The organism is Verrucomicrobium sp. (assembly GCA_028283855.1).
Classification (GTDB): Bacteria; Verrucomicrobiota; Verrucomicrobiia; order Methylacidiphilales; family GAS474; genus GAS474.
Map to the genome: position 1 here is coordinate 90,891 of JAPWJX010000005.1, position 24,721 is coordinate 115,611.

General features: G+C 63.4%; 31 protein-coding genes. All 31 read left to right on the forward strand.

The features are described 5' to 3' along the window. Positions 1 to 13 precede the first annotated feature (13 nt). The 31 genes from PW734_09925 (at position 14) to rplD (ending at position 24,719) form a co-directional block, all read left to right on the forward strand. Complete coding sequence (locus PW734_09925; GenBank protein MDE1171508.1) at positions 14 to 355, forward strand: hypothetical protein; 342 nt, start codon at positions 14 to 16, stop codon at positions 353 to 355. Continuing rightward, entirely contained in the window at positions 352 to 1,131 is a 780-nt protein-coding gene (gene fliP / locus PW734_09930; GenBank protein MDE1171509.1) for a flagellar type III secretion system pore protein FliP, read from the forward strand. Before PW734_09925 ends, fliP begins: the two co-directional genes overlap by 4 nt. Continuing rightward, positions 1,128 to 1,397: a flagellar biosynthetic protein FliQ gene (locus tag PW734_09935; GenBank protein ID MDE1171510.1), complete on the forward strand. Its 270-nt coding sequence runs from the start codon at positions 1,128 to 1,130 to the stop codon at positions 1,395 to 1,397. Before fliP ends, PW734_09935 begins: the two co-directional genes overlap by 4 nt. Positions 1,398 to 1,412: 15 nt before the next feature. Then, on the forward strand, positions 1,413 to 2,189 hold the full coding sequence (locus PW734_09940) for a flagellar biosynthetic protein FliR (protein ID MDE1171511.1): 777 nt from the start codon (positions 1,413 to 1,415) through the stop codon (positions 2,187 to 2,189). Position 2,190: 1 nt separating this feature from the next. Continuing rightward, positions 2,191 to 3,285 carry an EscU/YscU/HrcU family type III secretion system export apparatus switch protein gene (locus tag PW734_09945; protein MDE1171512.1) on the forward strand — a complete coding sequence of 365 codons (1,095 nt, stop codon included), beginning with the start codon at positions 2,191 to 2,193 and terminating at the stop codon, positions 3,283 to 3,285. 8 nt (positions 3,286 to 3,293) lie between these two features. Then, positions 3,294 to 5,381 carry a flagellar biosynthesis protein FlhA gene (locus PW734_09950; GenBank protein MDE1171513.1) on the forward strand — a complete coding sequence of 696 codons (2,088 nt, stop codon included), beginning with the start codon at positions 3,294 to 3,296 and terminating at the stop codon, positions 5,379 to 5,381. Positions 5,382 to 5,393: 12 nt separating this feature from the next. Next, the gene (locus PW734_09955) at positions 5,394 to 5,714 is read left to right on the forward strand and encodes a hypothetical protein (GenBank protein ID MDE1171514.1); all 321 of its coding nucleotides are present in this window, start codon (positions 5,394 to 5,396) and stop codon (positions 5,712 to 5,714) included. Between the two features lie 78 nt (positions 5,715 to 5,792). Beyond that, positions 5,793 to 6,530 (forward strand): FliA/WhiG family RNA polymerase sigma factor, encoded by a 738-nt coding sequence (locus PW734_09960; GenBank protein MDE1171515.1) that lies wholly within the window; start codon positions 5,793 to 5,795, stop codon positions 6,528 to 6,530. A 4-nt stretch (positions 6,531 to 6,534) separates the two neighbouring features. Further along, on the forward strand, positions 6,535 to 7,395 hold the full coding sequence (locus PW734_09965) for a MotA/TolQ/ExbB proton channel family protein (GenBank protein MDE1171516.1): 861 nt from the start codon (positions 6,535 to 6,537) through the stop codon (positions 7,393 to 7,395). A gap of 24 nt (positions 7,396 to 7,419) precedes the next feature. Next, the gene (locus tag PW734_09970) at positions 7,420 to 8,175 is read left to right on the forward strand and encodes an OmpA family protein (GenBank protein ID MDE1171517.1); all 756 of its coding nucleotides are present in this window, start codon (positions 7,420 to 7,422) and stop codon (positions 8,173 to 8,175) included. After that, entirely contained in the window at positions 8,172 to 8,528 is a 357-nt protein-coding gene (locus tag PW734_09975; GenBank protein ID MDE1171518.1) for a hypothetical protein, read from the forward strand. Before PW734_09970 ends, PW734_09975 begins: the two co-directional genes overlap by 4 nt. A gap of 190 nt (positions 8,529 to 8,718) precedes the next feature. Continuing rightward, positions 8,719 to 9,510, forward strand: a complete 792-nt coding sequence (locus PW734_09980; protein ID MDE1171519.1) for a flagellar hook-basal body protein — start codon at positions 8,719 to 8,721, stop codon at positions 9,508 to 9,510. Between the two features lie 21 nt (positions 9,511 to 9,531). After that, a complete protein-coding gene (gene flgG, locus PW734_09985; GenBank protein MDE1171520.1) occupies positions 9,532 to 10,329 on the forward strand; it encodes a flagellar basal-body rod protein FlgG in 798 nt (265 codons plus the stop codon). A gap of 14 nt (positions 10,330 to 10,343) precedes the next feature. Continuing rightward, positions 10,344 to 11,285: a flagellar basal body P-ring formation chaperone FlgA gene (gene flgA / locus PW734_09990; protein ID MDE1171521.1), complete on the forward strand. Its 942-nt coding sequence runs from the start codon at positions 10,344 to 10,346 to the stop codon at positions 11,283 to 11,285. Between the two features lie 20 nt (positions 11,286 to 11,305). Next, complete coding sequence (locus PW734_09995) at positions 11,306 to 11,941, forward strand: flagellar basal body L-ring protein FlgH (GenBank protein MDE1171522.1); 636 nt, start codon at positions 11,306 to 11,308, stop codon at positions 11,939 to 11,941. Between the two features lie 7 nt (positions 11,942 to 11,948). Then, complete coding sequence (locus PW734_10000; protein MDE1171523.1) at positions 11,949 to 13,283, forward strand: flagellar basal body P-ring protein FlgI; 1,335 nt, start codon at positions 11,949 to 11,951, stop codon at positions 13,281 to 13,283. 6 nt (positions 13,284 to 13,289) lie between these two features. Next, positions 13,290 to 13,637 (forward strand): hypothetical protein, encoded by a 348-nt coding sequence (locus tag PW734_10005; GenBank protein ID MDE1171524.1) that lies wholly within the window; start codon positions 13,290 to 13,292, stop codon positions 13,635 to 13,637. 13 nt (positions 13,638 to 13,650) lie between these two features. Then, the gene (gene flgN, locus PW734_10010; GenBank protein ID MDE1171525.1) at positions 13,651 to 14,106 is read left to right on the forward strand and encodes a flagellar export chaperone FlgN; all 456 of its coding nucleotides are present in this window, start codon (positions 13,651 to 13,653) and stop codon (positions 14,104 to 14,106) included. Between the two features lie 12 nt (positions 14,107 to 14,118). Continuing rightward, entirely contained in the window at positions 14,119 to 15,666 is a 1,548-nt protein-coding gene (gene flgK / locus PW734_10015) for a flagellar hook-associated protein FlgK (protein MDE1171526.1), read from the forward strand. Between the two features lie 37 nt (positions 15,667 to 15,703). Beyond that, positions 15,704 to 16,690 carry a hypothetical protein gene (locus PW734_10020; GenBank protein ID MDE1171527.1) on the forward strand — a complete coding sequence of 329 codons (987 nt, stop codon included), beginning with the start codon at positions 15,704 to 15,706 and terminating at the stop codon, positions 16,688 to 16,690. A 37-nt stretch (positions 16,691 to 16,727) separates the two neighbouring features. Continuing rightward, a complete protein-coding gene (gene fliW, locus PW734_10025) occupies positions 16,728 to 17,144 on the forward strand; it encodes a flagellar assembly protein FliW (GenBank protein MDE1171528.1) in 417 nt (138 codons plus the stop codon). Positions 17,145 to 17,153: 9 nt separating this feature from the next. Then, positions 17,154 to 17,426: a carbon storage regulator CsrA gene (gene csrA / locus PW734_10030; GenBank protein MDE1171529.1), complete on the forward strand. Its 273-nt coding sequence runs from the start codon at positions 17,154 to 17,156 to the stop codon at positions 17,424 to 17,426. A 93-nt stretch (positions 17,427 to 17,519) separates the two neighbouring features. Further along, a complete protein-coding gene (locus PW734_10035) occupies positions 17,520 to 18,326 on the forward strand; it encodes a hypothetical protein (protein MDE1171530.1) in 807 nt (268 codons plus the stop codon). 20 nt (positions 18,327 to 18,346) lie between these two features. Then, on the forward strand, positions 18,347 to 18,865 hold the full coding sequence (locus PW734_10040) for a chemotaxis protein CheD (protein ID MDE1171531.1): 519 nt from the start codon (positions 18,347 to 18,349) through the stop codon (positions 18,863 to 18,865). Further along, positions 18,862 to 19,728 (forward strand): HDOD domain-containing protein, encoded by an 867-nt coding sequence (locus tag PW734_10045; protein MDE1171532.1) that lies wholly within the window; start codon positions 18,862 to 18,864, stop codon positions 19,726 to 19,728. Before PW734_10040 ends, PW734_10045 begins: the two co-directional genes overlap by 4 nt. A gap of 194 nt (positions 19,729 to 19,922) precedes the next feature. Beyond that, positions 19,923 to 20,348, forward strand: coding sequence for a 30S ribosomal protein S12 (rpsL, locus tag PW734_10050; protein ID MDE1171533.1), 426 nt, complete (start codon positions 19,923 to 19,925; stop codon positions 20,346 to 20,348). Positions 20,349 to 20,384: 36 nt separating this feature from the next. Beyond that, positions 20,385 to 20,858, forward strand: a complete 474-nt coding sequence (rpsG, locus tag PW734_10055) for a 30S ribosomal protein S7 (GenBank protein MDE1171534.1) — start codon at positions 20,385 to 20,387, stop codon at positions 20,856 to 20,858. A 33-nt stretch (positions 20,859 to 20,891) separates the two neighbouring features. Then, positions 20,892 to 23,054 (forward strand): elongation factor G, encoded by a 2,163-nt coding sequence (gene fusA, locus PW734_10060; GenBank protein ID MDE1171535.1) that lies wholly within the window; start codon positions 20,892 to 20,894, stop codon positions 23,052 to 23,054. 18 nt (positions 23,055 to 23,072) lie between these two features. Further along, the gene (gene rpsJ, locus PW734_10065; protein MDE1171536.1) at positions 23,073 to 23,387 is read left to right on the forward strand and encodes a 30S ribosomal protein S10; all 315 of its coding nucleotides are present in this window, start codon (positions 23,073 to 23,075) and stop codon (positions 23,385 to 23,387) included. A 9-nt stretch (positions 23,388 to 23,396) separates the two neighbouring features. Then, positions 23,397 to 24,086, forward strand: coding sequence for a 50S ribosomal protein L3 (gene rplC, locus PW734_10070; GenBank protein ID MDE1171537.1), 690 nt, complete (start codon positions 23,397 to 23,399; stop codon positions 24,084 to 24,086). Between the two features lie 3 nt (positions 24,087 to 24,089). Next, positions 24,090 to 24,719 (forward strand): 50S ribosomal protein L4, encoded by a 630-nt coding sequence (gene rplD, locus PW734_10075; GenBank protein ID MDE1171538.1) that lies wholly within the window; start codon positions 24,090 to 24,092, stop codon positions 24,717 to 24,719. Positions 24,720 to 24,721: the final 2 nt, after the last annotated feature.

The window sequence follows — 24,721 nt, forward strand, 5'->3', positions numbered from 1 at the left end:
GCGGCCCGCGCCCATGCATCCGGCTTGGTTCCTGGCGCTGGCCGAGGCTCAGCAGCCCGCGCCGCCACTGCCCTGGTGGCGGCTGGTGGTCCTGGTCGTCATCTTCGCCGCCCTTTTGGCGGTTTGGGCCGCCGTGAACCGGCGGCATTGGACGCGGGACAACCTCCGCCGCTGGCTCTCCCTCAATCCGGAGGCCTCCCAGATCGTCGTCCGGGAGCAGCGCTGGCTTAATTCCAAGACCCATCTCTGCCTGGTGGAAGTTTCCGGGGAGCGCTTCCTCGTCGCCCAGACGCAGGGGGCCGTTTCCTGGCAGCCTTTAGCCAAGGCGGAAGCCGCGCAACCTTCCGATTCATGAAGCAAAAGTCTTTTTTCCGCGGCAGGCCCGGCTTTTGGGCCCTGGTCCTGGGCCTGGCTCTGGCTTTTCTGGCCGTTCCGGCGCAGGCCGCTCCCGGCGACACTATCAATTTCTCCCTCAACACCGGCTCGGGCGGCGGGGCGAACATGAGCGTGAGCCTTCAGCTCCTTGTCCTCTTCACCATCCTCAGCCTGGCGCCGGGCATCATGATTATGACGACGTGTTTCGTCCGCATCGTCATCGTCCTTTCCTTTTTGCGCAATGCGCTGACCCTGCAGACCCCGCCGAATCAGGTAGTCATCGGCCTGGCCCTTTTCCTGACCTTCTACATCATGCAGCCCACCTGGGACCGCATCTCCAAGGAGGCCATCGATCCCGTGCGGGATAACAAGATCACCTTTCAGCAGGGGATGGACAAGGCCGTCATCCCGCTCAAGGAGTTCATGCTCCGCTATGCCGGGGAACAGGATTTGCGCCTCTTCCTGAGCATGTCCCCCACGCCGATCACCCTGACCACGCCGGAGGCGCTGCCCATTTCCGTCGTCGTCCCGGCCTTCATGCTCTCCGAGCTGAAGCGCGGTTTTGAGATGGGGCTCCTCATTCTCCTGCCCTTCCTGGTGATCGACATGGTGGTGGCCTCCATCCTCATGGCCCTGGGCATGATGATGCTGCCGCCCTCCACCGTCTCCCTGCCGGTGAAGCTGATGGTCTTCGTCCTGGTCGACGGATGGACGCTCGTCGTCCGCTCCCTCGTCGACAGCTTTCGCGTGTCATGAACATCGACGCCGCCCTCGACATCATCCGCATCTGCCTCTGGGAAGGCATCTATGTTTGCGCGCCGATCGTCTTGGGGGCGCTCGTCATTGGCCTGGGCATCAGCATCCTGCAGAGCATCACCACCATCCAGGAGACTTCCCTTTCCTTCGTGCCCAAGCTCCTGTGGGCCGTGGCGGGGACCTGGATTTTCGCCCCCTTCATGCTGGCCCACCTGCGCCAGCTGACCACCACCCTCTTCCAGCGCGCCGCGGAGATCGCCAGGTAAGCGCGCGCCCGGCAAATGGAACTTTTCGTCAACCCGATCGCCCTCTGGCTTATCGCCTCGCGGCTGAGCGGCTGGATGCTCCTGTCCCCGGGTTTCGCGGAGATCAACACGCCGCAGCTCACCCGCGCGGCCATGATTCTCTGGCTTAGTTACCTGCTGTTGCCGTTGGTCGGTCCCATCACGCCGCAGGCCCACCTTTATACCATGCCGGATATCATCGTGGCCGTGGTGGGGGAGTTCATCATCGGCGCGGGCTACGGACTGGTGCTCCGCCTCATCTTCGGCGCCGTCCAGTTCGGCGGCGTGCTGTTGGACAATGAGCTGGGTTTTCTCTACGCCCAGCAGGTCAATCCCGCCCTGCCGGTCAGCGGCGGCATTTTCAGCCGCCTGTTCCTCCTCATGGCCATTCTCTATTTCTGGACCTTCGACTACTTCCGCATCGTCATGGCGGCGATCCACCAGAGCTTCATCCTCATTCCCCTGGGAGTTATGGACCGGCCGCTGTTCGACTTCGCCATGCTGGTCAAGCTGGGCGCGGCCCTTTTCGCCGGGGGACTCACCTTCGCCGCGCCCATCATGGCCCTCATGTTCTTCGTCACGATTACCGTCGGCTTCCTGGCCCGCACCGTGCAGGGGATGAACATCTTCTCGGACGTCTTCGTCTTTAAGGTCGCCGTGGGCCTTATCGGCATCCTGGTTTTCCTGCCCCTTCTTTTCTTCATCATGAAGGTGCAGATGGAGAAGATCATCCCGATGTCGTCGGAATACTTCAAATTCCTCAGCCCTTCCTGACATGCCCCAGGACGACCTGAAAAATCTGCCGGCCTCCGCCAAAAAGCGCGCCAAGCTCCGCGAAAGCGGCATGGTCGTGCGCAGCCATGATCTGGCCACCACGGTCATCGTGGCCACCGGCCTGTTCTCCCTCATGTATTTCGGCTCCCAGATCGGGATCGGGCTGGCTGACTTCATGCGGGAGTGTTTCACGGAGCTGGGGAAGCCGGCCGGGCACACCTCCGCCACCACGCCCCTTTATCCGATGCTGAGCAATCACCTGCTCCTGGTTCTCATCTTGTTCATGGGGGGCATGGCCCTGGTGGCCGTGCTGGCCAACATGGTCCAGAGCGGCCCCCTGTGGATCGCCGACAAGCTGTTGGAGCAGGGCCGCGGCCGCCTCAACCCCCTCAAGGGGATCAAAAATCTCTTTTCCCTCCGCAAGCTCGTCGCCACCTCCCAGTCCGTTATCAAGCTCCTGCTCATCGCCTCCTTCGCCTACGCGGCGGTGCGGGAGCTGTCGGAAGCGCCGGTCTTCAGCCGCCCCGTCTCCGTGCAGGAGTTGGGGGCCTTTTTCCTGCAGGCCTGCTGGGCCGTCGGCTGGCGGGTCATTCTGGCCCTGCTTATCCTGGGAGTGATCGACTATCTCTACCAGAGGTGGCAGTATGAAAAGGACAACCGCATGAGCTTCCAGGACGTAAAGGACGAGGTGAAGCAGTCCGAGGGCTCCCCGGAAATCCGGGCGCGCCGCCGCGGCATCATGCGCCGGATGCGCTCCCTCCGCCGCCAGCTGGAAGACATGGCGGACGCCACCATCGTCGTCAACAACCCGACCCACTACTCCGTGGCCCTCCGCTACGTCCGCGGCCTCACGCCCACGCCTATCGTCGTCGCCAAGGGGACGCGCCGCAACGCCCTCCGCATCCGGGAACGCGCCGCCGATTTGGGCATCCCCATGCTGGAGAACGTCCCCCTGGCGCAGGGCCTCTACAAGCACGGGGAAGTCGGGGAGCCGATCCCGCCTCTTTATTACCAAGCCGTGGCCCAGGTTCTGGCCGACCTCTTCCGCCGCGGCTACCGCCCCACATCCGGGGAAGGGCAGGGGAGCCCCAACTGACGCCCTAGATGAATTCCAACCTTCTCACCCGGTTCCTGCAGCGCGGCGACGTGATCTTCAGCATCGCCCTGCTCGGCATCGTCGTCATCCTGGTGCTGCCGCTGCCGCCGGTCCTCATCGACGTCTTCCTGACCCTGAGCATCACCCTCTCGGTCATCATCATCCTTACCGTTGCCTTCCTTAAGGACCCCACGGAGTTCTTCGTCTTTCCCACGATCCTGCTCTTCACCACCCTCTTTCGGCTGGGGTTGAACGTGGCCACCACCCGCTCCATCCTTATCAACGGGGAGGCGGGCAAGCTCATCTCCGCCTTCGGCGACTTTGGCGTGCAGGGAAACCCGATCGTAGGGCTCATCGTCTTCATCATTTTGACGGCGATCAACTTCATGGTCATCACCAAGGGCGCGGGCCGCGTGGCGGAAGTCTCCGCACGCTTCACCTTGGACGCCATGCCGGGCAAGCAGATGGCCATCGATGCCGACCTTAACGCGGGCATCATCTCGGAGAAGGACGCCCGGGAACGCCGCTCGGCCATTCAGAAGGAGGCCAGCTTCTACGGCGCGATGGACGGCGCCAGCAAGTTCGTCAGCGGCGACGCCATCGCGGGCATCTTCATCACCCTGGTGAACCTCATCGGCGGCTTCGCCGTGGGCATGCTGCAGATGAACCTCAGCGCCTCGGACTCCATCCACAAGTTCTCCCTCCTCTCCATCGGCGACGGCCTGGTGACGCAGATCCCCGCCCTCATCACCTCCACTGCCGCCGGTATCCTGGTCACCCGCTCCAGCTCCAACTCGGCGCTCGGCGGGGACGTCTCCCGGCAGCTCTTCAACAGCTCCATGGTGCTGCGCATCACCGCGATGGCCCTCATCTTCTTCGCCTTCATCCCCGGCTTCCCCTCCGGGGCCATGGGCGGCGTGGCGGGCGCCCTCCTCCTCATCTCCTTCTTCTTCCTTCCCCGGAACAAGGCGGAGGCGAACAAGCTTCAGGAAGAGATGAAAGCCCGCGAGGTCAAGGAAAAGGAAGCCGCCGCTGCCAAGGACCAGCGGCCGGAAGTCCTCCTCAAGCTCGATCCCCTGGCGCTGGAGATCGGCCTGGACCTCCTGCCTTTGGTGCAGGGGCAAATGAAGAGCATGCTCGACCGCATCGGCCTCCTGCGCCGGAACATTTCCCAGGAACTGGGCATCATCATCCCTTCCATCTCCGTGCGGGACAATTCCGCCCTGCCTTCCCACAGCTACGCCGTCCTGGTCCGCGGGCACGAGGTGGCGGGAGGCGAGCTTTTCATCGGCCAATACCTGGCCATGGGCGTGGGCACCCCGCAGCGGCCCCTGCGCGGCAAGGTGACCACGGAACCGGCCTTCGGCCTGCCGGCCACCTGGATCGCGGAGGGCGACCGCCGGGAGGCCGAGCGCCTGGGCCACGCCGTCATCGATCCTCTCTCCGTCCTCATCACCCACGTCGGCGAGACCCTGCGCCGTTCCGCCGCGGAAATCTTCACCCGCCAGGACACCCAGAACCTCCTGGACGCCATGAAGGAGACCCACGCCGCCGTTTTGTCCGAAATGAAGACCCTGCAGATCAACGTCGGCACGGTGCACCGCGTCCTGCAAAGCCTCCTGCGGGAGGGCCTCTCGATCCGGGAGCTGGGCGTCATCCTGGAAAAGCTGTGCGACCAGGTGGCCTTCACGAAGAACCCGGACGAGCTGAGCGAGGCCTGCCGCCGCGTCCTGGCCATGGAAATCAGCCGCCATTGCGAAATCGAAAAGAACAAGATCCTCTGCGTCACCATGCACCCGGAGCTGGAGCAGCACGTCGCCAAGGGCATCCGCCAAAGCCAGCAGGAGATCAACCTGGTCCTCGACCCCGGCCTGGCCCGCTACCTGCACGACCACATCCAGCGCGGCGTGGCGGAAATGGGCAAGCGGGGGAAAACCCCCCTCATGCTGACCTCCCCCACCGTCCGCCTGGGGCTCAAGCGCTTCTACGCGGACAGCTTTCCTCTCCTGCGCGTGGTGGCTTATAATGAAATTCCGGCCAAATACGAGATCGAGCCTGTTTACAATATCCCGCCGCAGAATATGGTGGCGGCATAGCCCTTTCAAAAAATGTTCAAACTCCTGACCCAAACCAAGCTCCCGACGATCATCAACAAAGTGGTCGTCGTGATCGGCCTGTCCGGCATGATCGTCGGCCTCTTCCTGTCCTACATCAACGGGCAGGAACTGGGATGGTCGATGTTTTGCGCCGCCGGCCTGGGCCTCCTTTTTGCGGCCAGCGCGAAATATATCGTCGTCAAATTCATGCGCGCCTGGATGGAGGGGAAACTGGAACAGGCATCCCGCGAGCGGGACGAGGCCAAGAAGCAGGCCGAGGCGCTCCGCCTCCAGGAAAAAGAGGCCAAGGCCGAAGCCAAGAACCAAGTCTAGGACTAGCCGTTTTTGAAATCTAAGTCCAAACCCCAGCCCTCGGTCCCTCCGGCGCCCGCTGCGCCGGCTCAAGGGGCCGTGCCCCAGGCGAAGATAGAGACGGAGGCGGAGCGCGACGCCCTCATCCGCTCCATGATTCCGCTGGTTCACCACATCGTGGCGCGGATGGGGCTCTTCCTTCCGCCCCACATCGCTCAGGAAGACCTAGTCAGCGCGGGCGTCATCGGCCTGATCGATGCCGTGGAACGCTACGACGCCTCCCGCGGCTCCAGCCTGAAGACCTTTTGCTCCTTTCGCATCCGGGGAGAGGTCCTCGACGAATTGCGCCGCTTGGACTGGGTGCCCCGCTCCGTCCACAGGGAGGCCCGGATGTTGGAAGGGGCGCAGGAGGCCATCGCCCAGCGGCTCGGCCGGGAACCGACGGAGGACGAGCTTTGCCAGGAGCTGCACATCGGTAGACAGCAGCTCACCGAGCTGCTGGACCGGATCAAGCCCACCACCTACTTTTCCCTCCAGGAACCGATCTACGAGGGGGAGGGGGGAGACACCCTTTCCCATGAGGATATTCTGGCCGACGAAAGCGCCCAAACGCCATTTGCAAGCTTGCTAAATGAGGAAGATAAACTCATCTTACGCAAAACGATGGGAAAACTTCCCGCCCAGCAACTTCAGGTCCTAAGCTTTTATTACATGGAAAACCTGCGCCTGAAGGAAATCGCCGAATTGCTGGGGATCACCGAGTCCCGCGTTTCGCAGGTTCACACCTTGGCCATCACCCGGTTGCGCGCCGTCTTCCTGCGCGAGAGAAAGCGCTAGGCCTATGCTCCTTCTCATCGGTTGGGCCATCGTCTTCGGCTCGGTGCTTGGCGGCTTCATGTACAATGGCGGCCACATCGAGTCGCTTCTCCACCCCGGCGAATGGATCATCATCGTCGGCGTCATGATCGGCTTCCTCGTCGGCTCCAGCCCGGGCTCCGTGCTGAAGCTGATGATCGCCAAGATCAAGCAGGCCGTCGGAGCGCCGCCCTACACCCAGCAGCGCTACATGGACCTGTGCAAGGCCCTCTACGAGCTGTTCATGGTCGCGCGCGAGCAGGGCGTCGTCGGCATCGAGGAACACGTCATCAACCCCTCCACCAGCTCCGTCTTCTCCAAGTATCCCAGCTTCCTGAACGACCACCACGCCGTCTCCTTCCTGCAGGACGCCCTGCGCCCCCTCATCGAAGGCCGCATGAAGCCGGAGCAGCTCCGCGCCTCCCTCAACGAAGACCTGGAGCGCCTTTCCATCCACTCGGAAGCGCCCATCATGATCCTCACCAAGGTGGCGGACGCGCTGCCGGGCGTCGGCATCGTCGCGGCGGTGCTCGGCATCGTCGTCACCATGGGCTTCATCGCGGGCGAGAAGGCGAAGATCGGCGAGAAAGTCGCCGCGGCGCTCGTCGGCACCTTCCTGGGCCTTCTCATCAGCTACGGCCTCTTCCAGCCCATGATCCTCAAGCTGGAATTCATCAATGAGGACGAGCTGGCCTACTACCAGGTCATGTGCAACATGATCGTCAGCTACGCCACCGGCTCCCCGCCGGTCATGGCCGCCGAGGCCGGCCGCCGCACCATCCCGGCGGACCGCCAGCCCGCGGGCGACGCCTTTGAAACCGAGCTGAAGGCCCTCAAGAAGGCCTGATCCTCATGACCGGCCCCCTCCGCCATGTCTAAGAAAGGTGGACACCACGGCGGTTCCTGGAAAGTCGCCTACGCCGACTTCGTCACCTCCATGTTCGCGCTCTTCCTGGTCCTCTGGATCATCGGGGCGGACGAGGAAACCCGCCGCGCCGTGGAAGACTACTTCCAGGGCCGGAAAATCCACGTCACCAACGGCTCCCGCTCCGTCACGAAGTGGGAGGAGAACTCCACCTTCCACACCATCCCGCAGGACGCCCCCAGCCAGGACCTCCAGTCGATCAACGAACTGACCCAGGCCCTGGAGCAAATCCGCCAGCAGCTCAAGAACAGCAGCGATCCCGGCGACGACCAAATCCGCTTCGACTTCACCTCCGACGGCGTCCGCATCAACGTCATCGACAAGTCCAAGCGCCCTTTCTTCGACCCCAACAGCTCCAATCTGACCCCTTTCGGCTCCTTCGTCCTGCAAACCATCGGCTGGCAGCTGGAGCGGCTCCCCGTCCAGGTAGAGGTGGAAGGGCACACGGAAAACAACCCCAACAACGGTGACCCGATGCAGCCCTGGACCCTTTCCTCCGAAAGAGCCCTTTCCTCCGAAAAGGCCCTGACGGACAGCGGGGTGAAGCCGGACAAATTCTTCCGCGTGGCGGGGAAGGGGGCCACCGATCCCCTCGACGCCGCCCACCCGGAGAGCGAAAACAACCGGCGGATTACCATTGTGGTCCGCCCCGCGAAGGGGGAGGATCTCTCCTCCTTCCGCCAAAAGATGATGCAGCCATGAATTTCCTGAACCCGGAAGAACAGAAGCGCGTGGCGATCCGCAAGGCAGCCGATGTGGCTCCTCCGCCCGCCGCGGCTCCCGCTCCTGCCGCCCCGGGCGCCAAAGGAGCTGCCGCCCCGGCCAAGCCGGCAGCCAAACCCGGCGCAACCGCTCCCGCTAAGCCGGGCGCTCCGGCTGGAGCGGCCCCCACCGTCGTCAACGCCGTCGTGAAGCCGAAGCCGGCTCCCCAAGTCCAGGTCCTTCAGGTGGAAGACGGAGTTTTCGAAGTTCATTTCACCTGCTCCTGCGGCGAGCAGTACGTCATCCGGTGCGACTCCGTCGCCAAGCCCGGGGAAGCGCCTAAGGCTTCGTAGGCAGGAAAATTCTTCCCAGAAAATTTGGGCGGGCGAAGGAAAAATACTCCCCTTTGCCGAGTGGGAAAATAATTCCCTCCTCTCTTGGGAAATCTTTTAGAGAGGGTTTCTCTCTTTAAACAAGCTTCCGGCAGCGACTTTTTCGCTGCCGTGAACCACTTGGCATGAACTGTGCAAATAGAGCTGAAGCATGCAAGTAGGTCTCTACGAAGCCGTGAGTGGAATGAAGGCCCAGAGCGCCTATGAGGACGTCCTTTCCTCCAATCTGGCGCGCTCCAGCATTCCTGGCAGCAAGCAGGTGCTGACCGCCTTCGAACTGCCGAAGCCCTCCGCCCTTCAGGAAGCCAATGCGCTGCCCGGCACCACCCAAAACCTGGGCGTGGCGGGAGCCCCCCTGCAGTCCCGCACGGTGATCGACTTCTCCCCCGGCCTTGTCCGCGCCACCGGCAACCCGACCGACTTCGCCATCGAAGGCGACGCCTTTTTCAAGGTCCGCAACAAAGACGGCTCCATGGGCTACACCCGGGACGGCCAATTCCGCGTCAATACCAACGGCGTGCTGGTCACCGGCGACGGCTCCGAGGTGCTCATGGATAACGACGTGCCGCTGAACCTGAGCAAGGCCGACGCGGGCATCATCAACATCGACCCTCAGGGCGTGGTGAAAGTCGGCCCCCAGGGCGTCTCCCGCGGCAGCCTGGCCATCGTCCACATGGACGATCCCCGCACCGTCCTCCACCAGGGCCAGGGCGGTCGCTTCCAGGCCGACACGGACAAGACCGACCAGCTCCAGACCGGCCTGGGCAAGAGCGCCTTCGTCCGCCAGGGCTACCTGGAAGACAGCAACGCCAATCCCGTCACCTCCATGATCCAGCTCGTCGAAGTCGTGCGCGCGTATGAGGCCAATCAGCGCGCCGTCACCATGCAGGACTCGGTCACCGGCCAGATCATCCAAGCCGCCTCCGACAACGCCAATTCGTAATCCCCTCCCAAGCCCAAGCCTATGATCCGATCCCTCTACTCCGCCGCCAGTGGCATGCAGGCGCAGCAGACGAACATTGACGTCATCTCCAACAATTTGGCCAACGTCAACACCCCCGGCTTCAAGGGCTCCAGCGCCCAGTTTGAGGATCTCCTTTACGACGTGGAGAAGCAGCCCGGCGCCATCCTGGGCAACGGCAGCAACACCCCCGGCAGCCTCAGCGTCGGCTACGGCACCAAGCTCGTCGCCACCAACATGGACATGACCCAGGGCGAAATGGTGCAGCAGAGCGGCTCCCAGCTCTCCCTGGCCATTCAGGGCAACGGCTTCTTCCAGGTCCAGCTGGCGGACGGCTCCGGCCTCAACGCCTACACCCGCAACGGCTCCTTCCAGGTCAACCAGAGCGGCCAGATCGTGACCAACGACGGCCTCGTCCTCGTCGGCGCGCCTCAGGTGCCCCAGGGCGTCACCCAAATCTCCGTCAGCCAGGACGGCACCTTCACCTTCCAGGTCAACGGACAGACCCAGAACGGCGGCCAGGTCCAGCTCACCCAGTTCATCAACCCCCAGGGCCTGGACAACCACCTGGGCGGCGGCCTCTTCCTCCAGACCACCGCTTCCGGCCCCCAGCTCCAGGGCAAGCCGATGACCAACGGCCTGGGCAGCATCCAGCAGGGGTACATTGAAAACTCCAACGTCCAGGTCGTCACCCAGATGGTGCAGATGATCCAGGCCCAGCGCGCTTACGAAGTGAACGCCAAATCGATCCAGGCCGCCGACCAGATGATGCAGCAGGCCGACAACCTCCGCCAAAGCTAACCCGCCTTCGCTAAATGAAGCGCCACCTTCTCCTCGCCGTTCTCCTCGCCTGCGGGGTCTCCGCGCAGGCCGCCACGCTGGCCCTTCGGCCGGAGGCCCGCGTTTCCGGCGCCAACGTGACGGTGGGGGACGTGGTCGTTTCGGACAGCAGCCTGCCCGCCGGGCTGCTCCAGCTTCCCCTAGGCAGCGCCCCCGCCCTCAACGCCAAGAGCGTTTTCACCCGGGAAGTCGTCGCCGCGGCCGTCGCCGGCCATCCGGAATACGGCAAATACGACGTCACCGGAAGCGCCTCCTGCCAGATCCTGCGCCCCGCCCGCATCGTCCACCCGGAAAACCTCTCCGGCGTCCTCCTCATGGAGCTGCAGAAGGCCACCGGCAGCCAAGGCCAGGTGAAGATTGAGGAATTCGCCGCCACCGCCCCCGTCACCCTGCCCGCCGGGCAGATCGGCGCCCAGGCCCAGCTTTCCCCCACCGCCCTCCTCCACCCCTGGGCCACGGCCACCATCAACTATTACATCGGAAAGGAAATGGTCGGCAGCTCCGAGGTGCGCTTCCGCTGGAGCTGGCAGCGCCAGGCCTATCAGGCCGTCCGCAGCATCCAGGCGGGCGAGCCCTACAGCCCCCTCGACTTCCGCCTGACCACCATCGACGCCATCCGCGCCTCCGGCAACTACATGACCCAGCTTCCCACGGGGGAAGACCAGGTCATCGGCCGCCAGATCACTGCCGGCCAGCTCCTGCTGCCCTCCTTCCTGGCGCCCAAGAAACTCGTCCAGCGCGGCGATCAAGTCGTCGTCAACTACGTCCAGTCCACCTTCAAGGTGAGCATGAAAGGCGTGGCCATGCAGGACGGCACCAAGGGCCAGACCATCTCCGTCCAGAACAGCGACTCCAAGAAATCCCTTTTCGCCAAGGTCGTCGACGCCGACACCCTGGAAGCCGTAGCCGTCCAATAACCCCATTTGCGCCATTTGCCATGAAGCACCTCGCCCTTCTCTCCCTCCTTTGGATCGCCGCCGCCGGGCTGGCCTCCGCCCAGATCGCCAACCCGGCCCGCGTCTCCCCCTACAGCGGCCCCGGCTCCATCTTCCCCAGCCAGGCGGACGGGCGCGTCACCTCCCTGACCGCCGACCCCATCGCCTTCGCCGTCGGGGACTTCATCACCATCATCGTCAACCTGAACACCAGCGCCTCCCTTTCCAAGCAGCTGAGCACGGCCAAGACCTCCAGCGTCAACGACTCCATCACCTCCCTCATCAATCCGAACAACGCCAACATCGCCAACCAGTGGAGCGGCGCCCAGTCCTTCGCCGGCGGCGGCACCCAGGCCGATAGCGAGGGCCTGACCACCACCATCCAGGCCCGCATCGACGAGGCCCTGCCCAACGGCACCTTCCACGTCGTGGCCACGCGCCAGATGACCGTCGGCAAGGAAAAGTCGACCATGGTCCTCACCGGCTACGTCCGCCGCCAGGACCTGGCCGCCGACAATTCCGTCAGCTCCACCCAGGTCGCCGAATTGGCCATCAACCAGACCGGCAACGGCGACCTCTCCCGCGCCGAGCGGAAGGGCTGGCTCACCACTCTCTATGAATTCGTCAGCCCTTTCTAAACCCGGTATGAGCCGCCTTTTCCTCATTGCCGCCGCCTTCCTCACCCTGGTCTCCGGCCTCTGCGCCCAGACCCGCGTGAAGGACGTCGCCGTGGTCCAGGGCACCCGCGACAATCAGCTCATCGGCGTCGGCCTGGTCACCGGCCTGGCGGGCCAGGGCGATTCGGACCCGATCAGCACCCAGCAGCTCATGACCAACTTCATGAAGAAGTTCGGCATCACCGTGAACGCGCAGAACATGGAAGTGAAAAACTCCGCCGCCGTCACCGTCACCGGCCTCATCCACGGCGGCGCCAAGAACGGTTCCAAGTTCGACATCGTCGTCTCCTCCATCAGTAACGCCAAATCCCTCCAGGGCGGCACGCTGACCCCCACCATCCTTTACGGTCCGGACGGCAAGGCCTACGCCCAGGCCCAGGGCCCGCTCTCCATCGGCGGCTTCTACGCGGAAGGCAGCGGGGGAGGGGCCAGCGCCTCCTTCGCAAAGAACCACCCCACCGTCGGCGAGATTCCGGACGGAGCCATCGTCGAGCGGGAGATCGTGCCCGACTACTTTTCCAACGGCGTCCTGGAAGTCTCCCTCCGGGACGGCGACTTCACCTCCGCCGTCCGCATGGCCAACGCGATCAACGAGCAGATCGGCCCCATCGCCGACGCGGTCAGCTCCAAGACCGTCCGGGTCTACGTGCCCAAGGAAGCCCAGGCTTCCGAGAAGCAGCTGGAATTTATCGCCCGGGTGGAGAACGTCGTCTTCCGCCCCGACGTTGCCGCCCGCATCGTCATGAACGAGAAGACCGGCACCATCGTCGCCAATTCCCGGATCAAGATCGACTCCGTCGCCGTCGCCCACGGCAACCTGACCGTCTCCATCGTCAATTCCCTGAACGTTTCCCAGCCCAACGCCTTCACCGGCAACACCACCGTGGTCCCCGGCTATGGCGGCAGCGCGCAAGTGCCGCTCACCTCCGGCGGCAACCAGGCCTACTACGACCCCGCCACCGGCAACCAGATCTTCGTCCCCCTGGGGCAGGCTCCCCCCTCCGGCTACCAGGTGGTCATGACCTCCGCCAACGTGAACTCGCCCGCTCCGGCCGCCGCCGCCCAGGCCGGAGCTCCCGCCGGTCCCGTCGTGGCCAACGGCCCCGCCACCGCCGTCACCGGCGCCACCACCATCAACGTCCAGGAAGAGAAGAAAAACCTGGTCGTCTTCAACGACCTGCCCAGCGTGCAGGACGTCGCCTCCGCCCTGAACGCCCTGGGCGTCACCCCGCGCGACATGATGGCGATCTTCCAGGAAATGAAGGAGGCCGGCGCCCTCCAAGCCGAACTCGTCGTCCACTAAGGAGCCATGACGCCGATTCCTCCCACCGACTCCCTGGCCTCCCTGGCCGGTCCCAGCGCCACCACGGCGAACATGACCGACAAGGACCTGGCCAAGCTGAAGAAGGCCGCCACCCAGCTGGAATCGGTCTTTGACGGCTATCTCATGGAGGAGTTCGACAAGGGCCTGCCCGGCACCTCCGGCGGATTCGCCTCCCAGATTTACTCCAGCATGTTCAAAGACGCCGTGGCCACGAAGGTCGCGGAAAGCAACACGGGCCACGGATTGGCACAACAAATTTACAATGCATCCGTCAAACTCGCCCACCTCGACAAATCGGCTTCAACCTCCGCCGGAGACCAGCCGACTCTCTGAGGAAGATTCCGCCATGGAAACCATCCCCCCCACCGCCGCCGTCCCGGAAGAGAGCCAGCGCGTCCTCCAGCAGCTGGACGACATGCTGGAACAGCTCCTCGTCCGCCAGCGTGAGGAGCAGGAGTGCATCCTCAACCGCAACGTCACCCGCCTGCCCGTCGTCTGCGAGGAGATCAAGGTCCTTTCCCAGCAGCTGGAGCAGCAGCAGCTCAACCTGCGGACCTTCATCCAATCCCGCCGCCTGCCGGCCCCCCAGGAAAAGCTGCGGGGCGAGTGCATGCGCAAGTTCAAGCGCATCCAGCAGCTGGCCCGGCAGAACCATATGCTCCTGGAGAACAGCCTCCGCTTCCTCCAGCAGGTCATGAGCGAGTTCCTGGGCGCCAAGCGCAAGCAGGGAACCTACAACCACATGGGCATGGTCGAGGCGCCGCTCACCGGCAGCGGCCTACTCGTCGACGTCCAACTCTGATCCCACCCCACTATGTCCGGCATCGGTCTTAACGGTTCCCTTTATGTTGGCTTGAGCGGCTTGCAGGCCGCCCAGGCGAGCATCTCGGTCGCCGGCCAGAATCTGACGAACCAGAGCAACAGCGCCTCCTCCCGGCAAATCGTGGTGATCAGCTCCGGCACCTCCATCAACGTGGCTGGCACCAACTTGGGAACCGGCGTCACGGTCACGGGCATCGAAAACACCCGCAGCAACTATCTGGACACCCTCGTCCAGCAGTCCAACTCCAGCCTGGGTTACGCCAACACGGTCAACACCTACATGTCGAGCGTGCAGAACTCCCTCTCGGAGTCCCTCAGCTCCAGCCAGGTCGATGCCAGCTCCAGCCAGACCGGCCTGGAGGCGGCTTCCACCGACTTCTTCAACGCCTGGACCAGCCTGGCCGCCGATCCCACCTCCCAGGTGGCCCAGGATGCCGTGGCCAACGCGGGCCTGACATTCGCCAACACGGCCAACACGGTCGAGAATCAGATCCTCTCCGTCAAATCGAGCGTCTACAGCCAGGCTTCCGACGAGGTGACCACGGCCAACCAGCTCATCACCCAGATCGCCGATCTCAACTCCCAGATCCAGCGCGCGGAGGCGGGCACCACCGTCGACGCCCAGGGGCTCACCCTCAACCAGGCCACCACCCTGCGCGACCAGCGGGAAGCCCTCGTCGAGCAGCTCAGCACCATCGTCAACATCACGGTGACGAACAACCCGCAGAATTCCGCGATGGTCGACATCACCCTGACCGATTCCCCCACCACCACGCTGGTGAGCGGCACGGTGGGGGGAGGGGGCTCCAACAACCTGACGGGCGTCCAGACCTACAAGCTGGCCTCCAACACCTACGATCCCACCGGCAGCCTGACGATCAGCGCGGAAACCAGCGGCGGGACCACGGTCAACTTCACCCCCACGGGCGGCGACCTGGGCGGCCTGGTCTACCTGGACAACGACGTCATCGGCGCCCAGACGACGATGCCCCCCACCGGCACGCCGACGACGCTTCTCGACCAATTCAACAACTACGTCTACCAGGTGGTCACCGCCGTCAACGGGCTGACCAATACCGGCCAGGGCTCCGATGGCACCGCCGGCGACGACTTCTTCCACATCGGCACCGACGCCAACGGCGTCAACCAGGTCACCGTGGAGGATCCCTACAACATCACCAGCTCCTCCTACAACAGCGGGGCCATTCCCGCCGCCGCGGCCGGTGCGGGATCGGCCGACGCGACCATCGCCAACGCGATCGCCGCCCTGAACACCTCCACCACCAGCGCGGCCAACGTTTCCAAGTATGCCTCCGTGGTGAGCGGCATCGGCTTCACCACTAGCGCGGCGCAGACCAACTACACCAACCAGGCCCTCCTCAGCACCCAGGTGAGCAACCAGCGGGCCTCCTATTCCGGCATCTCCACCAATGAGGAGACCACGGACCTCATCACCTTCCAGCAGGCCTACCAGGCTTCCGCCCACTTCATCAGCGTGCTCCAGCAGCTCTACAATTCCCTGGTCAACATGGGGACCTGACCGTTTAAATTTTTCTTAACCTAACAAGGGAAAACTCATGCGCATCACGGAAACGATGTTTAGCAACTCCTTCCTGCAACAGGCCAACAACCTGCAGGAAGCCATGGCCACCAACTCCTCGCAAATATCGAGCGGCATGAGCATCATCAATCCGGGGGACGATCCGGTCGCCTTCGGCCAGGTCAGCGCGCTGCGGCAGCAGAACTCCCAGAATGCCGTTTACACCAGCACCACCAACACGCTGAGCACCACCGCCCAGTCCACGTATAACGTGCTGACGCAGATGCAGACCTTGGCCACCAGCATCACCTCCCTGATGACCCAGGCCTCCTCCACCGGCTCCGCCAACTACGCCGATTACGGCCAGCAGCTGCAGACCTACGCCGACCAGCTCGCCCAGCTGGTCAACACGCAGGTCAACGGAGTCTACATCTTCGGGGGCACGGGCAATCAGGCGCCCCTGGTTGCGATCACCCCCACCCCGTCTTCCGACGCCCCGCAATACCAGCTCAACAACACCAGCGCGGGTTACGTCTCCAACGTCACCACGGCGGCGATCAATTCCAACCTGACCGTCAGCATCGGCCTGACCGCGGGCAGCAACACCAGCGGCGCGAGCAATTTCGGCGGTTTCCTGACCGACGGCAGCGGGGTTGATTTCTACACCATGGTAGCCAGCGCCGCGCAGGACCTCCTAAACGCCTCCAGCGGCACCAGCGACCCCTTCAGCGCCGATACCAACCTGGGCAGCAGCTACTCCAACGCCGTCAGCGCCATCAACGCGGGCGCCGACAACATCTCCCGCTACCTGGGCCGCGCCTCCTCCCAGTTGGCCGTCCTGACCAACAACCAGACCGACCTGGCCACCGCCGCCACCACCCAAACGACGACGCTCGACAGCCTGACCTCGGCGGACACCGCGACTTTGGCCACGCAGCTCTCCACCCTCCAGACCGCCTACTCGGCCTCCCTGCAATCCGCGGCCACCATTTTGAAGTTGAACATGCTCGATTATATTTCTTGAGCGGTATGAATCGTTTCGTCAGCCTTTGGAGGAAGATATGGAAGCGTGCGTGAGCGTGGAGCAGGAGATCCTGGACAAGACGTTCACGTTCCCCGTCGGCCTTCCCGGGTTCCTTCAATTCCATCGTTTCGTCTTTACCCAGACGGAGGAAGAGCGCCCCTTCGCCTTCATGCGGTCGGTGGACGATCCCTCCGTCTCCTTCCTGGTGATCGAGGCCTTCTACCTGAAAGGGGACTACGTGATGGACGTCGACGACACCCTCCTGGAGGACATCGGCTCCCCCGGCCCGCTCGATTGTCTCGTCTTCTTCATTTTAAAGGTGGAAAGCTGGAAACCCTTCGTCTTCCATGCCAATCTCCGCGCCCCCCTCATTATCCATAAGGAGAAGAGGCTGGGCCGTCAGATCACCTTGAACGAAAGCAGCTACTCCACGCAGGAGAGGTTCGAATTTTAAAGGCGGCCTATGCTCGTCCTGTCACGTAAACCGGGGGAGGCTGTCAAACTCGGCGATGAGATCGAGATTATCATCGTCGCCGTCGAAGGTCAGCGCGTCCGCCTGGGCATCAAGGCCCCCCGGGATGTCCGCATCCTTCGCACGGAAATCGACCCGCAGCTGGCCCATTTCAACCAACAAGCCGTGGTGAAGGCCGATGCCGCCTCCCTTCTGGGCCAGGCCGCGGCCAAGGCCAAGCAGGCCTCCGCCAACGCCAATCCGGACGGCAGCGCCGCTTCCTAAAAGCCGCTGCGGGAAGATTTCGCCATCCATCATGGCCCTTTTGTTGACCCTGAAGCGGAAACGACTTACAACGGGTCGATGCACAAGGGTGCGATGCAATTGATGCGCTGGCGGCAGAGCCGACGCCGGGAGTCGGGCCGTGTCGGCCCGGAGATTCTCCTGGCGCTGGCCATCGTTGCATGCGGCGTCTGCATCGGCGCCCTCTACTACCAGACCCAGCAGGACGTTCAGTCCCTTCACGCCAGCATCGACACCGTCCAGGCCCGCTCGGACAGCAACGTCAAGCAGCTGGAGACCCAGCTGGGTCAGCGTTACCTCCAGCTCCTGAAACTGGCGGAAGACCTGGCCATGCAACAGGGCCGGATGGTCACGCTGGAACGGAACCTGACCCTTCAGAAAAACTCCGTCACCCAACTCCAGGACACCTTCCACGGCGAGGTCGATTCCCTGAAGAAAGAAGGAGGAGCCCGGGCTAAGGAAGTCTCCCTCCTGGAAGACAAGTTTAAGAACGCGATCGCCCTCAAGGAAAAGTCGATCACCCAGCTTCAGGAGGAATACGACGTCCTGAAAAACCTGATGGACGACCAATCCGCCCTCTTAGTCATGATGCGGGAGCAGGCCATCGTCAACGGGGGCAGCACCAATTCCTCCGGCGCCATTCCCCCGGGCGGCCCGGATGCCGTCCTGCCCGTGGCCAATCCCGGCACTCAGAGCCCCCTGGCTCCAGGCATTCCGCCTGCAGGCAGCCAGGGGCCGCAGTCCTTCCAGACCGGCGCCATCGTTCCCATTCCCTCCACCGAGGCGCCCCAGCCCACCACCCAGCCGCCGCCGCCCATGCCGATCCACGATGCGGACCAATCTCCGGCGGCTCCGGCCCAGGCTACGGCGCCTCAGCCTTAAGCCTTTTCCAGCTCAGCCCTGTGGCTCTCGCATCCATTTCCACCTCCAACGCGGGAAACCCGCCGGAAACCGTCGTCGGCGTCGCCGACCTCAAGCTGGTCTCCACCCCCGGCTCCATTCTGAGCACCTACGCCCTGGGATCGTGCATCGCCGTCACCCTGTTCGATCCCTACCGGAAAATCGGCGGCCTTTTGCACGCCATGTTGCCCGACTCCAAGCTGCACCGCAGCGGCGTGACCAACCGCTCCATGTTCGTCGACACCGGTTTGACGGACCTGGTCGCCCAGCTGACCCGCACCGGCGGCGCGCCGGAAGTCCTGGAATGCAAGGTTTTCGGCGGCGCCCGCGTCATGGGAGCCGATCAGTTTTTCCGCATTGGTGACCGCAATGTGGAAGCGTTCCGCGCCTTGAGCCAAAAGATGGGGCTGCGGGTAAAAGTCTGGGAAACCGGGGGACAGGTCAACCGCACCATCAAGCTCTACCTGGAGACCGGCCACGTCCTGGTCAAGACTCCCGGCAAGCCCCTGTACTGGATATGAGTTCCATCCTTCCCATCTCCATGGTTTGCGAGCTGGCCCGCACCCTTCCTTGCGCGCCGGCGCTTCTGCCGAAGCTCATCGCGCTCCTTTCCGATCCGGAGAAGGCCAATGCGAAGGAAATGGAAAGCCTGATCATGCGGGATCCGGGTTTGGCCACCTCCGTCCTGCGCTTTGCCAATTCCGCCTTCTTCTCCAGGACCTTCCCCTGCGAAACCGTGGGTGACGCCGTCATGCGCATCGGCTTCCGCCAGGTCTACCGCATCGCCGCCAGCTCCATCGCGGGCCGCTGGCTCATCAACCAGCCCCAGGGCTACGGCTGGGAGCCGGGAGACCTTTACAAACACTCCCTCTGCGTCGGCGTCTCCGTCGAGCACCTGGCCAAAAAGACCAAGCAGGTTCCGGAAGAGCTGGCCTACACCTCCGGCCTCCTGCACGACGTGGGCAAGCTGGCCTTGGCCCACGCCTGCGCCGACCATTTTGAATCCATCCGCAGCTACCAGGAGATCAAGCAGGTCAGCTGGCGCCAGGCGGAGCACACCATCCTGGGATACGATCATACGGAAATCGGCGGCGTCCTCATGGAAGAGTGGGGCTATCCCGCCAGCCTCGTGCAGGTCGCCCGCTTCTATCCCCGTCCCAGCCTGGCCACGCCGGACCAGCGCCTCCTCGTCGGCCACGTCCATGCCGCCAAGCACCTGGCCACCCTCCTGGGCTACGGCGTGGGGGAGGACGGCTTCCACACGGAGTTGGATGAGGCCGTGCTAAAGGAATGCGGCATTACCGAGGAACTTCTCGAAGAACTGCTCCCCAGCGTCGTCAAAGACGCCGAAAAGCTTATCGCCGCAGGAATGGGGACCGAATAAGGGGAATGCAAGCCTTTTCCCGCCTTTTTTAAGGGGGCCGGAAGGAGAGGGGAAAAGAGGCCGTTTTAGGCCCTTTTCAAGAAACTTCGGGAATTTTGAAAATAATTCTTGAAGGAAAAATTCTTTTTCGCATTCTAACCGTTCCCGTTTTAAGGGGAAAATTTAAGAAACGATACTGAAAAAAGCGAAACAACATGCCGACTATTAACCAGTTAGTGCGCAAGGGCCGCCGGAAGATCCGCAACAAAACCAAGGCCCCGGCGCTGAAGAACAGCCCGCAGCGGCGCGGTGTTTGCGTGCAGGTCATGACCCGTACGCCTAAGAAGCCGAACTCGGCGCTGCGTAAAGTCGCCAAGGTTCGCCTCACCAACGGGCAGGAAGTCATCGCCTACATCCCCGGCGAAGGCCACAACCTCCAGGAGCACTCCATCGTCCTGGTCCGCGGCGGCCGCGTGAAGGACTTGCCCGGCGTTCGCTACCACATCGTCCGCGGCACCCTCGACGCCACCGGCGCCGTCGGGCCCAGCAGCACCAACAAGGTCAACCGCAACGTCAGCCGTTCCAAATACGGCGTGAAGAAGCCGAAGGCCGGCGCCGCCGCCGCTGCCGCGAAGAAGTAATTTACCCGAAGAACCAACCTCAGCTCATCCCTCCTTATGGCTAGACGTCGCCGCGCCCAGAAGCGCGAAATCATTCCCGATGCCAAGTTCGAATCGACCATGGTCACCTGCCTCATCACCACCGTGATGCAGAGCGGCAAGCGCGCCACCGCGGAGCGCATCGTCTATGGCGCCATCGACTCCATCAACGAAAACAACAAGGACAGCAATCCGCTGGACATCCTCAAGCGCGCGATCGACAACGTGAAGCCGAAGCTCGAGGTCAAGTCCCGCCGCGTCGGCGGCGCCACCTACCAGGTGCCCATGGAAGTCCCGCCCGAGCGCCAGCTCGCGCTGGCCATGCGCTGGCTCGTCGGTTTCGCCCAGAAGCGCCGCGGCACCTCCATGCTCAAGGCCTTGGCCTCCGAGCTGAAGGACGCCTCCAACGCCCAGGGCAACGCCATCAAGAAGCGCGACGACGTGCACAAGATGGCGCAGGCCAATCGTGCCTTCGCCCACCTCCGCTTCTAGTCTCTTAGACACCACCTTTCGAAGATCACACCTATGTCCGCCGTCGCTGAAACCAAGAAAAGCCCTAATTCCCCGAACCGCCCCTTCCCCATGGAGCGGACGCGGAACTTCGGCATTTGCGCGCACATCGACGCGGGCAAGACCACGCTGACCGAGCGTATCCTCTTCTACACCGGCGCCGTCCATAAGATGGGCGAGGTGCACGAAGGCACCACCGTCACCGACTGGATGGAGCAGGAGCGCGAGCGCGGCATCACCATCACCTCCGCCGCCACCACCTGCTTCTGGCCCCAGCGCAAGGAAGAGGGCATCTCCAAAGTCTTCGAAGGCCAGAAATTCCGCATCAACATCATCGACACCCCGGGACACGTCGACTTCACCGCCGAAGTGGAGCGCTCCCTGCGCGTCCTGGACGGCGCCGTCGCCGTATTCTGCGGCGTCGCGGGCGTCCAGCCTCAGTCTGAGACCGTCTGGCGCCAGGCCACCAAATACGGCGTCCCCCGCATCGCGTTCGTCAACAAGATGGACCGCGTCGGCGCCAATTTTGAGAACGCCGTCAACGAAATGCGCGAGAAGCTCGGCGCCAACGCCTGGCCCATCCTCCTGCCCTGGGGCAAAGAAGACCAGCTCCACGGCCAGATCGACATCATCAACCAGCGCGCCGTCCGCTACCTGGACAACGACCGCTTCGGCTCCACCTACGAGCTGGTCGAAATTCCCGACGACCTGAAGGCCAACGCCAAGCAGGCCCTGGAAGACCTCATCGGCGCCATCGCCGACAAGGACGAAAAGATCGGTGAAATGTTCCTCGAGGAAAAAGTCCCCACCGCGATGGAGATCAAGCAGGCCCTCCGCCGCCTTGTCATCGCCAACCAGATCGTCCCCGTCGTCGGCGGCTCCGCCTTCAAGAACAAGGGCGTCCAGTTCCTCGTCGACGCCGTCGTCGACTACCTGCCCGGCCCCCTCGACAAGGAAGCCGCCAAGGGCCACAACCCGGACGACAGCAGCGAAGTCCTGGCCCCCGCCGACGACAACTCCAAGTTCTGTTCCCTGGCCTTCAAGCTCTGGACCGACCCCTTCGTCGGCAAGCTCGTCTTCTTCCGCGTCTACTCCGGCCAGCTCAACAAGGGCGACACCGTCTACAACCCGCGCACCAACAAGACCGAGCGCATCAGCCGCATCGTCCAGATCCAGGCCGACAAGCGCGAAGACATCGAGACCGTCTACGCGGGCGACATCGCCGCCCTCGTCGGCGTGAAGAACATCAAGACCGGCGACACCCTCGCCGATCCCGACTACAGCATCCAGCTCGAGCCGCCCTCCTTCCCTGAGCCCGTCATCTCCATGGCCGTCGAGCCCAAGACCAAGGCCGACCGCGAGAAGATGGCCGAAGGCCTCCAGCGCCTGATGGAAGAGGACCCCACCTTCTTCGTCTCCACCAACGAAGAGACCGGCCAGACCATCATCGCCGGCATGGGCGAGCTGCACCTCGACATCATCTGCGACCGCCTCAAGCGCGAATTCAACGTCCAGACCAACGCCGGCGCCCCCCAGATCGCCTATCGCGAGACCATCCTCAAGCAGGCCGGCGGCGAGGGGAAGCTGGTCAAGCAGTCCGGCGGCCGCGGCCAATACGGCCACGTCGTCCTCGAAGTCATCCCCAACGAGCGGGGCAAGGGCATCGAAGTCGAGAGCAAGGTCGTCGGCGGCAACATTCCGAAGGAGTACATCCCCGCCTGTAAGAAAGGCGTCGAGGAAGCCCTCCTCAACGGCATCGTCAACAGCAGCCCCGTCATCGACGTCAAGGTCAACATCCTCGACGGCAGCTACCACGAGGTCGACTCCAACGAGTTGGCCTTCAAGATGGCCGCCATCTTCGCGCTCAAGAACGCCCTGGAAAAGGCCAACTCCATCCTCCTGGAGCCGATCATGAAGGTCGAAGTCTCCACCCCGGACGAGTATCAGGGCGACATCCTCGGCGACTTGAACCGCCGCCGCGGCAAGATCATGAACGTCGAAACCAAGGGCAACAGCTCCCTGGTCCACTCCGAAGTGCCCCTCTCGGAAATGTTCGGCTACGTCAACAACATCCGTTCCATGTCGAAAGGCCGCGCGGCCTACTCCATGGAGCCGTCCCACTTTGAGCAGGTCCCGGCGCAAATCCTGGCCCAGATCAAGGAACAGAAGAAGAGTTAACCGTCACTACGCACACATATGGCAGCTACCAAGATTCGCATCCGCCTGAAAAGCTTCGACTACCGGCTCCTCGACCGCGCCGCAGTGGAGATCGCCGACACGGCCAGCCGCAGCGGCTCCGCCGTTGCCGGTCCCATCCCGCTCCCGACCAAAATCGAGAAGTTCACCGTGAACCGCTCGCCCCACGTCGACAAGAAGAGCATGGACCAATTCGAGATCCGCACCCACAAGCGCCTCCTGGACATCGTCGAGCCCACCTCCAAGACCGTCGATGAGCTCAAGAAGCTCAACCTGCCGGCCGGCGTCGACATCATCATCAAAATCGAAAACTAAGAAAGACCCATGAGCGTCGGTATTTTAGGCAAGAAAATCGGCATGACCCGCGTCTACGACGAGGCGGGCATCGCCACCACCGTGACCGTCATTGAGGCGGCCCCCAACACCGTCCTCCAGGTGAAAAGCCTGGAAAAGGACAAGTACCAGGCCGTCCAGGTCGGCTTCTCCGACCAGAAGGAACACCGCGTTTCCAAGCCCCTCCTGGGCCACTTCAAGAAGGCCAGCGCCACCCCCAAGCGCTTCGTCCGCGAGTTCCGCACCACCGACGCCCTGAACGTCGGTGACGCCGTCAAGGTCGACATCTTCAAGGTCGGCCAGATCGTCGACGTCATCGCGATCTCCAAGGGCAAGGGCTTCCAGGGCCCCATGAAGAAGCACAACTTCTCCGGCCAGGGCGCCGCACACGGTTCCAAGACCCACCGCCGTAACGGCGCCGTTGGTCAGCGTTCCACTCCCGGCCGCATCTTCAAGAACATGGGCATGGCCGGCCACATGGGCGACGAGCGCAAAACCGTGCAGAACCTCCGCGTCCTGCAGGTCCGTCCCGATGACAACACCCTGTTGGTCACCGGCTCCGTCCCCGGCGCCCGCGGCAACCTCGTGGTCGTCCGCACCGCCATCAAGGGCCAGCCCAAGCCCAAGCAGGTTCAGGCCTCCAAGCCGACGAACCCGATGAAGGAATCGAAAAAGAAGTAATCCATGAAAGCGACCCCCTTATCCCTCGAGCAGGCCTCCAAGCTCCTCAAGGTCGAACTCATCTCCAACGGCATCGGCACCCAGGCCCTGCACGAAACGGTTGTGGCCTACCGCGCCAACCGCCGTTCCGGCACCCGCGGCACCAAGACCAAAGCCACCGTCAGCAAATCCGGCAAGAAGCCCTGGCGCCAGAAAGGCACCGGCCGCGCCCGCGCCGGCTACGCCTCCTCCCCCGTGTGGCGCGGCGGCGGCGTCGTCTTCGGCCCGCAGCCCCGTGACTTCTCCAAGATCACCCCGCGCAAGGTCAAGCAGCTGGCCCTCAAAAAGGCCCTTTCCGAGCGCGTCAAGTCACAGAGCCTCCTGCTCGTCGACACCCTGACCCTGGCCGCCCCGAAGACCAAGGACCTCGTCGCCCTCCTGGACGGTTACCAGGTTGACGGCACCGCCCTCCTGGTCCTGGAAAAGGCCGACCAGAACGTCTACCTGGCCGCCCGCAACCACGCCTCCCTGGAAGCCGTCACCGCCGACCAGGTCAACGCCGAAGACCTCCTCCGTTACGACAGCGTCGTCGTCACGCAGGGCGCCCTCGACAAGATCTCGGCCCGCCTCCAGGCGGCCGCCAAACAGAGCTAAGC

Excerpts from the sequence above, each read along its gene's own strand:
- flgG (MDE1171520.1), top strand. The coding sequence starts at position 9,532 with ATGATCCGATCCCTCTACTCCGCCGCCAGTGGCATGCAGGCGCAGCAG.
- fusA (MDE1171535.1), top strand. The coding sequence starts at position 20,892 with ATGTCCGCCGTCGCTGAAACCAAGAAAAGCCCTAATTCCCCGAACCGC.
- PW734_10020 (MDE1171527.1), top strand. The coding sequence starts at position 15,704 with ATGCGCATCACGGAAACGATGTTTAGCAACTCCTTCCTGCAACAGGCC.
- PW734_09925 (MDE1171508.1), top strand. The coding sequence starts at position 14 with ATGCATCCGGCTTGGTTCCTGGCGCTGGCCGAGGCTCAGCAGCCCGCG.
- PW734_09995 (MDE1171522.1), top strand. The coding sequence starts at position 11,306 with ATGAAGCACCTCGCCCTTCTCTCCCTCCTTTGGATCGCCGCCGCCGGG.
- rplD (MDE1171538.1), top strand. The coding sequence starts at position 24,090 with ATGAAAGCGACCCCCTTATCCCTCGAGCAGGCCTCCAAGCTCCTCAAG.
- fliW (MDE1171528.1), top strand. The coding sequence starts at position 16,728 with ATGGAAGCGTGCGTGAGCGTGGAGCAGGAGATCCTGGACAAGACGTTC.
- PW734_10045 (MDE1171532.1), top strand. The coding sequence starts at position 18,862 with ATGAGTTCCATCCTTCCCATCTCCATGGTTTGCGAGCTGGCCCGCACC.
- rplC (MDE1171537.1), top strand. The coding sequence starts at position 23,397 with ATGAGCGTCGGTATTTTAGGCAAGAAAATCGGCATGACCCGCGTCTAC.
- PW734_09940 (MDE1171511.1), top strand. The coding sequence starts at position 1,413 with ATGGAACTTTTCGTCAACCCGATCGCCCTCTGGCTTATCGCCTCGCGG.
- PW734_09970 (MDE1171517.1), top strand. The coding sequence starts at position 7,420 with ATGTCTAAGAAAGGTGGACACCACGGCGGTTCCTGGAAAGTCGCCTAC.
- PW734_09945 (MDE1171512.1), top strand. The coding sequence starts at position 2,191 with ATGCCCCAGGACGACCTGAAAAATCTGCCGGCCTCCGCCAAAAAGCGC.
- PW734_09950 (MDE1171513.1), top strand. The coding sequence starts at position 3,294 with ATGAATTCCAACCTTCTCACCCGGTTCCTGCAGCGCGGCGACGTGATC.
- PW734_10000 (MDE1171523.1), top strand. The coding sequence starts at position 11,949 with ATGAGCCGCCTTTTCCTCATTGCCGCCGCCTTCCTCACCCTGGTCTCC.
- fliP (MDE1171509.1), top strand. The coding sequence starts at position 352 with ATGAAGCAAAAGTCTTTTTTCCGCGGCAGGCCCGGCTTTTGGGCCCTG.
- PW734_09975 (MDE1171518.1), top strand. The coding sequence starts at position 8,172 with ATGAATTTCCTGAACCCGGAAGAACAGAAGCGCGTGGCGATCCGCAAG.
- rpsL (MDE1171533.1), top strand. The coding sequence starts at position 19,923 with ATGCCGACTATTAACCAGTTAGTGCGCAAGGGCCGCCGGAAGATCCGC.
- PW734_10005 (MDE1171524.1), top strand. The coding sequence starts at position 13,290 with ATGACGCCGATTCCTCCCACCGACTCCCTGGCCTCCCTGGCCGGTCCC.
- rpsG (MDE1171534.1), top strand. The coding sequence starts at position 20,385 with ATGGCTAGACGTCGCCGCGCCCAGAAGCGCGAAATCATTCCCGATGCC.
- PW734_09935 (MDE1171510.1), top strand. The coding sequence starts at position 1,128 with ATGAACATCGACGCCGCCCTCGACATCATCCGCATCTGCCTCTGGGAA.
- PW734_09980 (MDE1171519.1), top strand. The coding sequence starts at position 8,719 with ATGCAAGTAGGTCTCTACGAAGCCGTGAGTGGAATGAAGGCCCAGAGC.
- PW734_10035 (MDE1171530.1), top strand. The coding sequence starts at position 17,520 with ATGCAATTGATGCGCTGGCGGCAGAGCCGACGCCGGGAGTCGGGCCGT.
- PW734_09955 (MDE1171514.1), top strand. The coding sequence starts at position 5,394 with ATGTTCAAACTCCTGACCCAAACCAAGCTCCCGACGATCATCAACAAA.
- rpsJ (MDE1171536.1), top strand. The coding sequence starts at position 23,073 with ATGGCAGCTACCAAGATTCGCATCCGCCTGAAAAGCTTCGACTACCGG.
- flgA (MDE1171521.1), top strand. The coding sequence starts at position 10,344 with ATGAAGCGCCACCTTCTCCTCGCCGTTCTCCTCGCCTGCGGGGTCTCC.
- flgK (MDE1171526.1), top strand. The coding sequence starts at position 14,119 with ATGTCCGGCATCGGTCTTAACGGTTCCCTTTATGTTGGCTTGAGCGGC.
- flgN (MDE1171525.1), top strand. The coding sequence starts at position 13,651 with ATGGAAACCATCCCCCCCACCGCCGCCGTCCCGGAAGAGAGCCAGCGC.
- csrA (MDE1171529.1), top strand. The coding sequence starts at position 17,154 with ATGCTCGTCCTGTCACGTAAACCGGGGGAGGCTGTCAAACTCGGCGAT.
- PW734_09965 (MDE1171516.1), top strand. The coding sequence starts at position 6,535 with ATGCTCCTTCTCATCGGTTGGGCCATCGTCTTCGGCTCGGTGCTTGGC.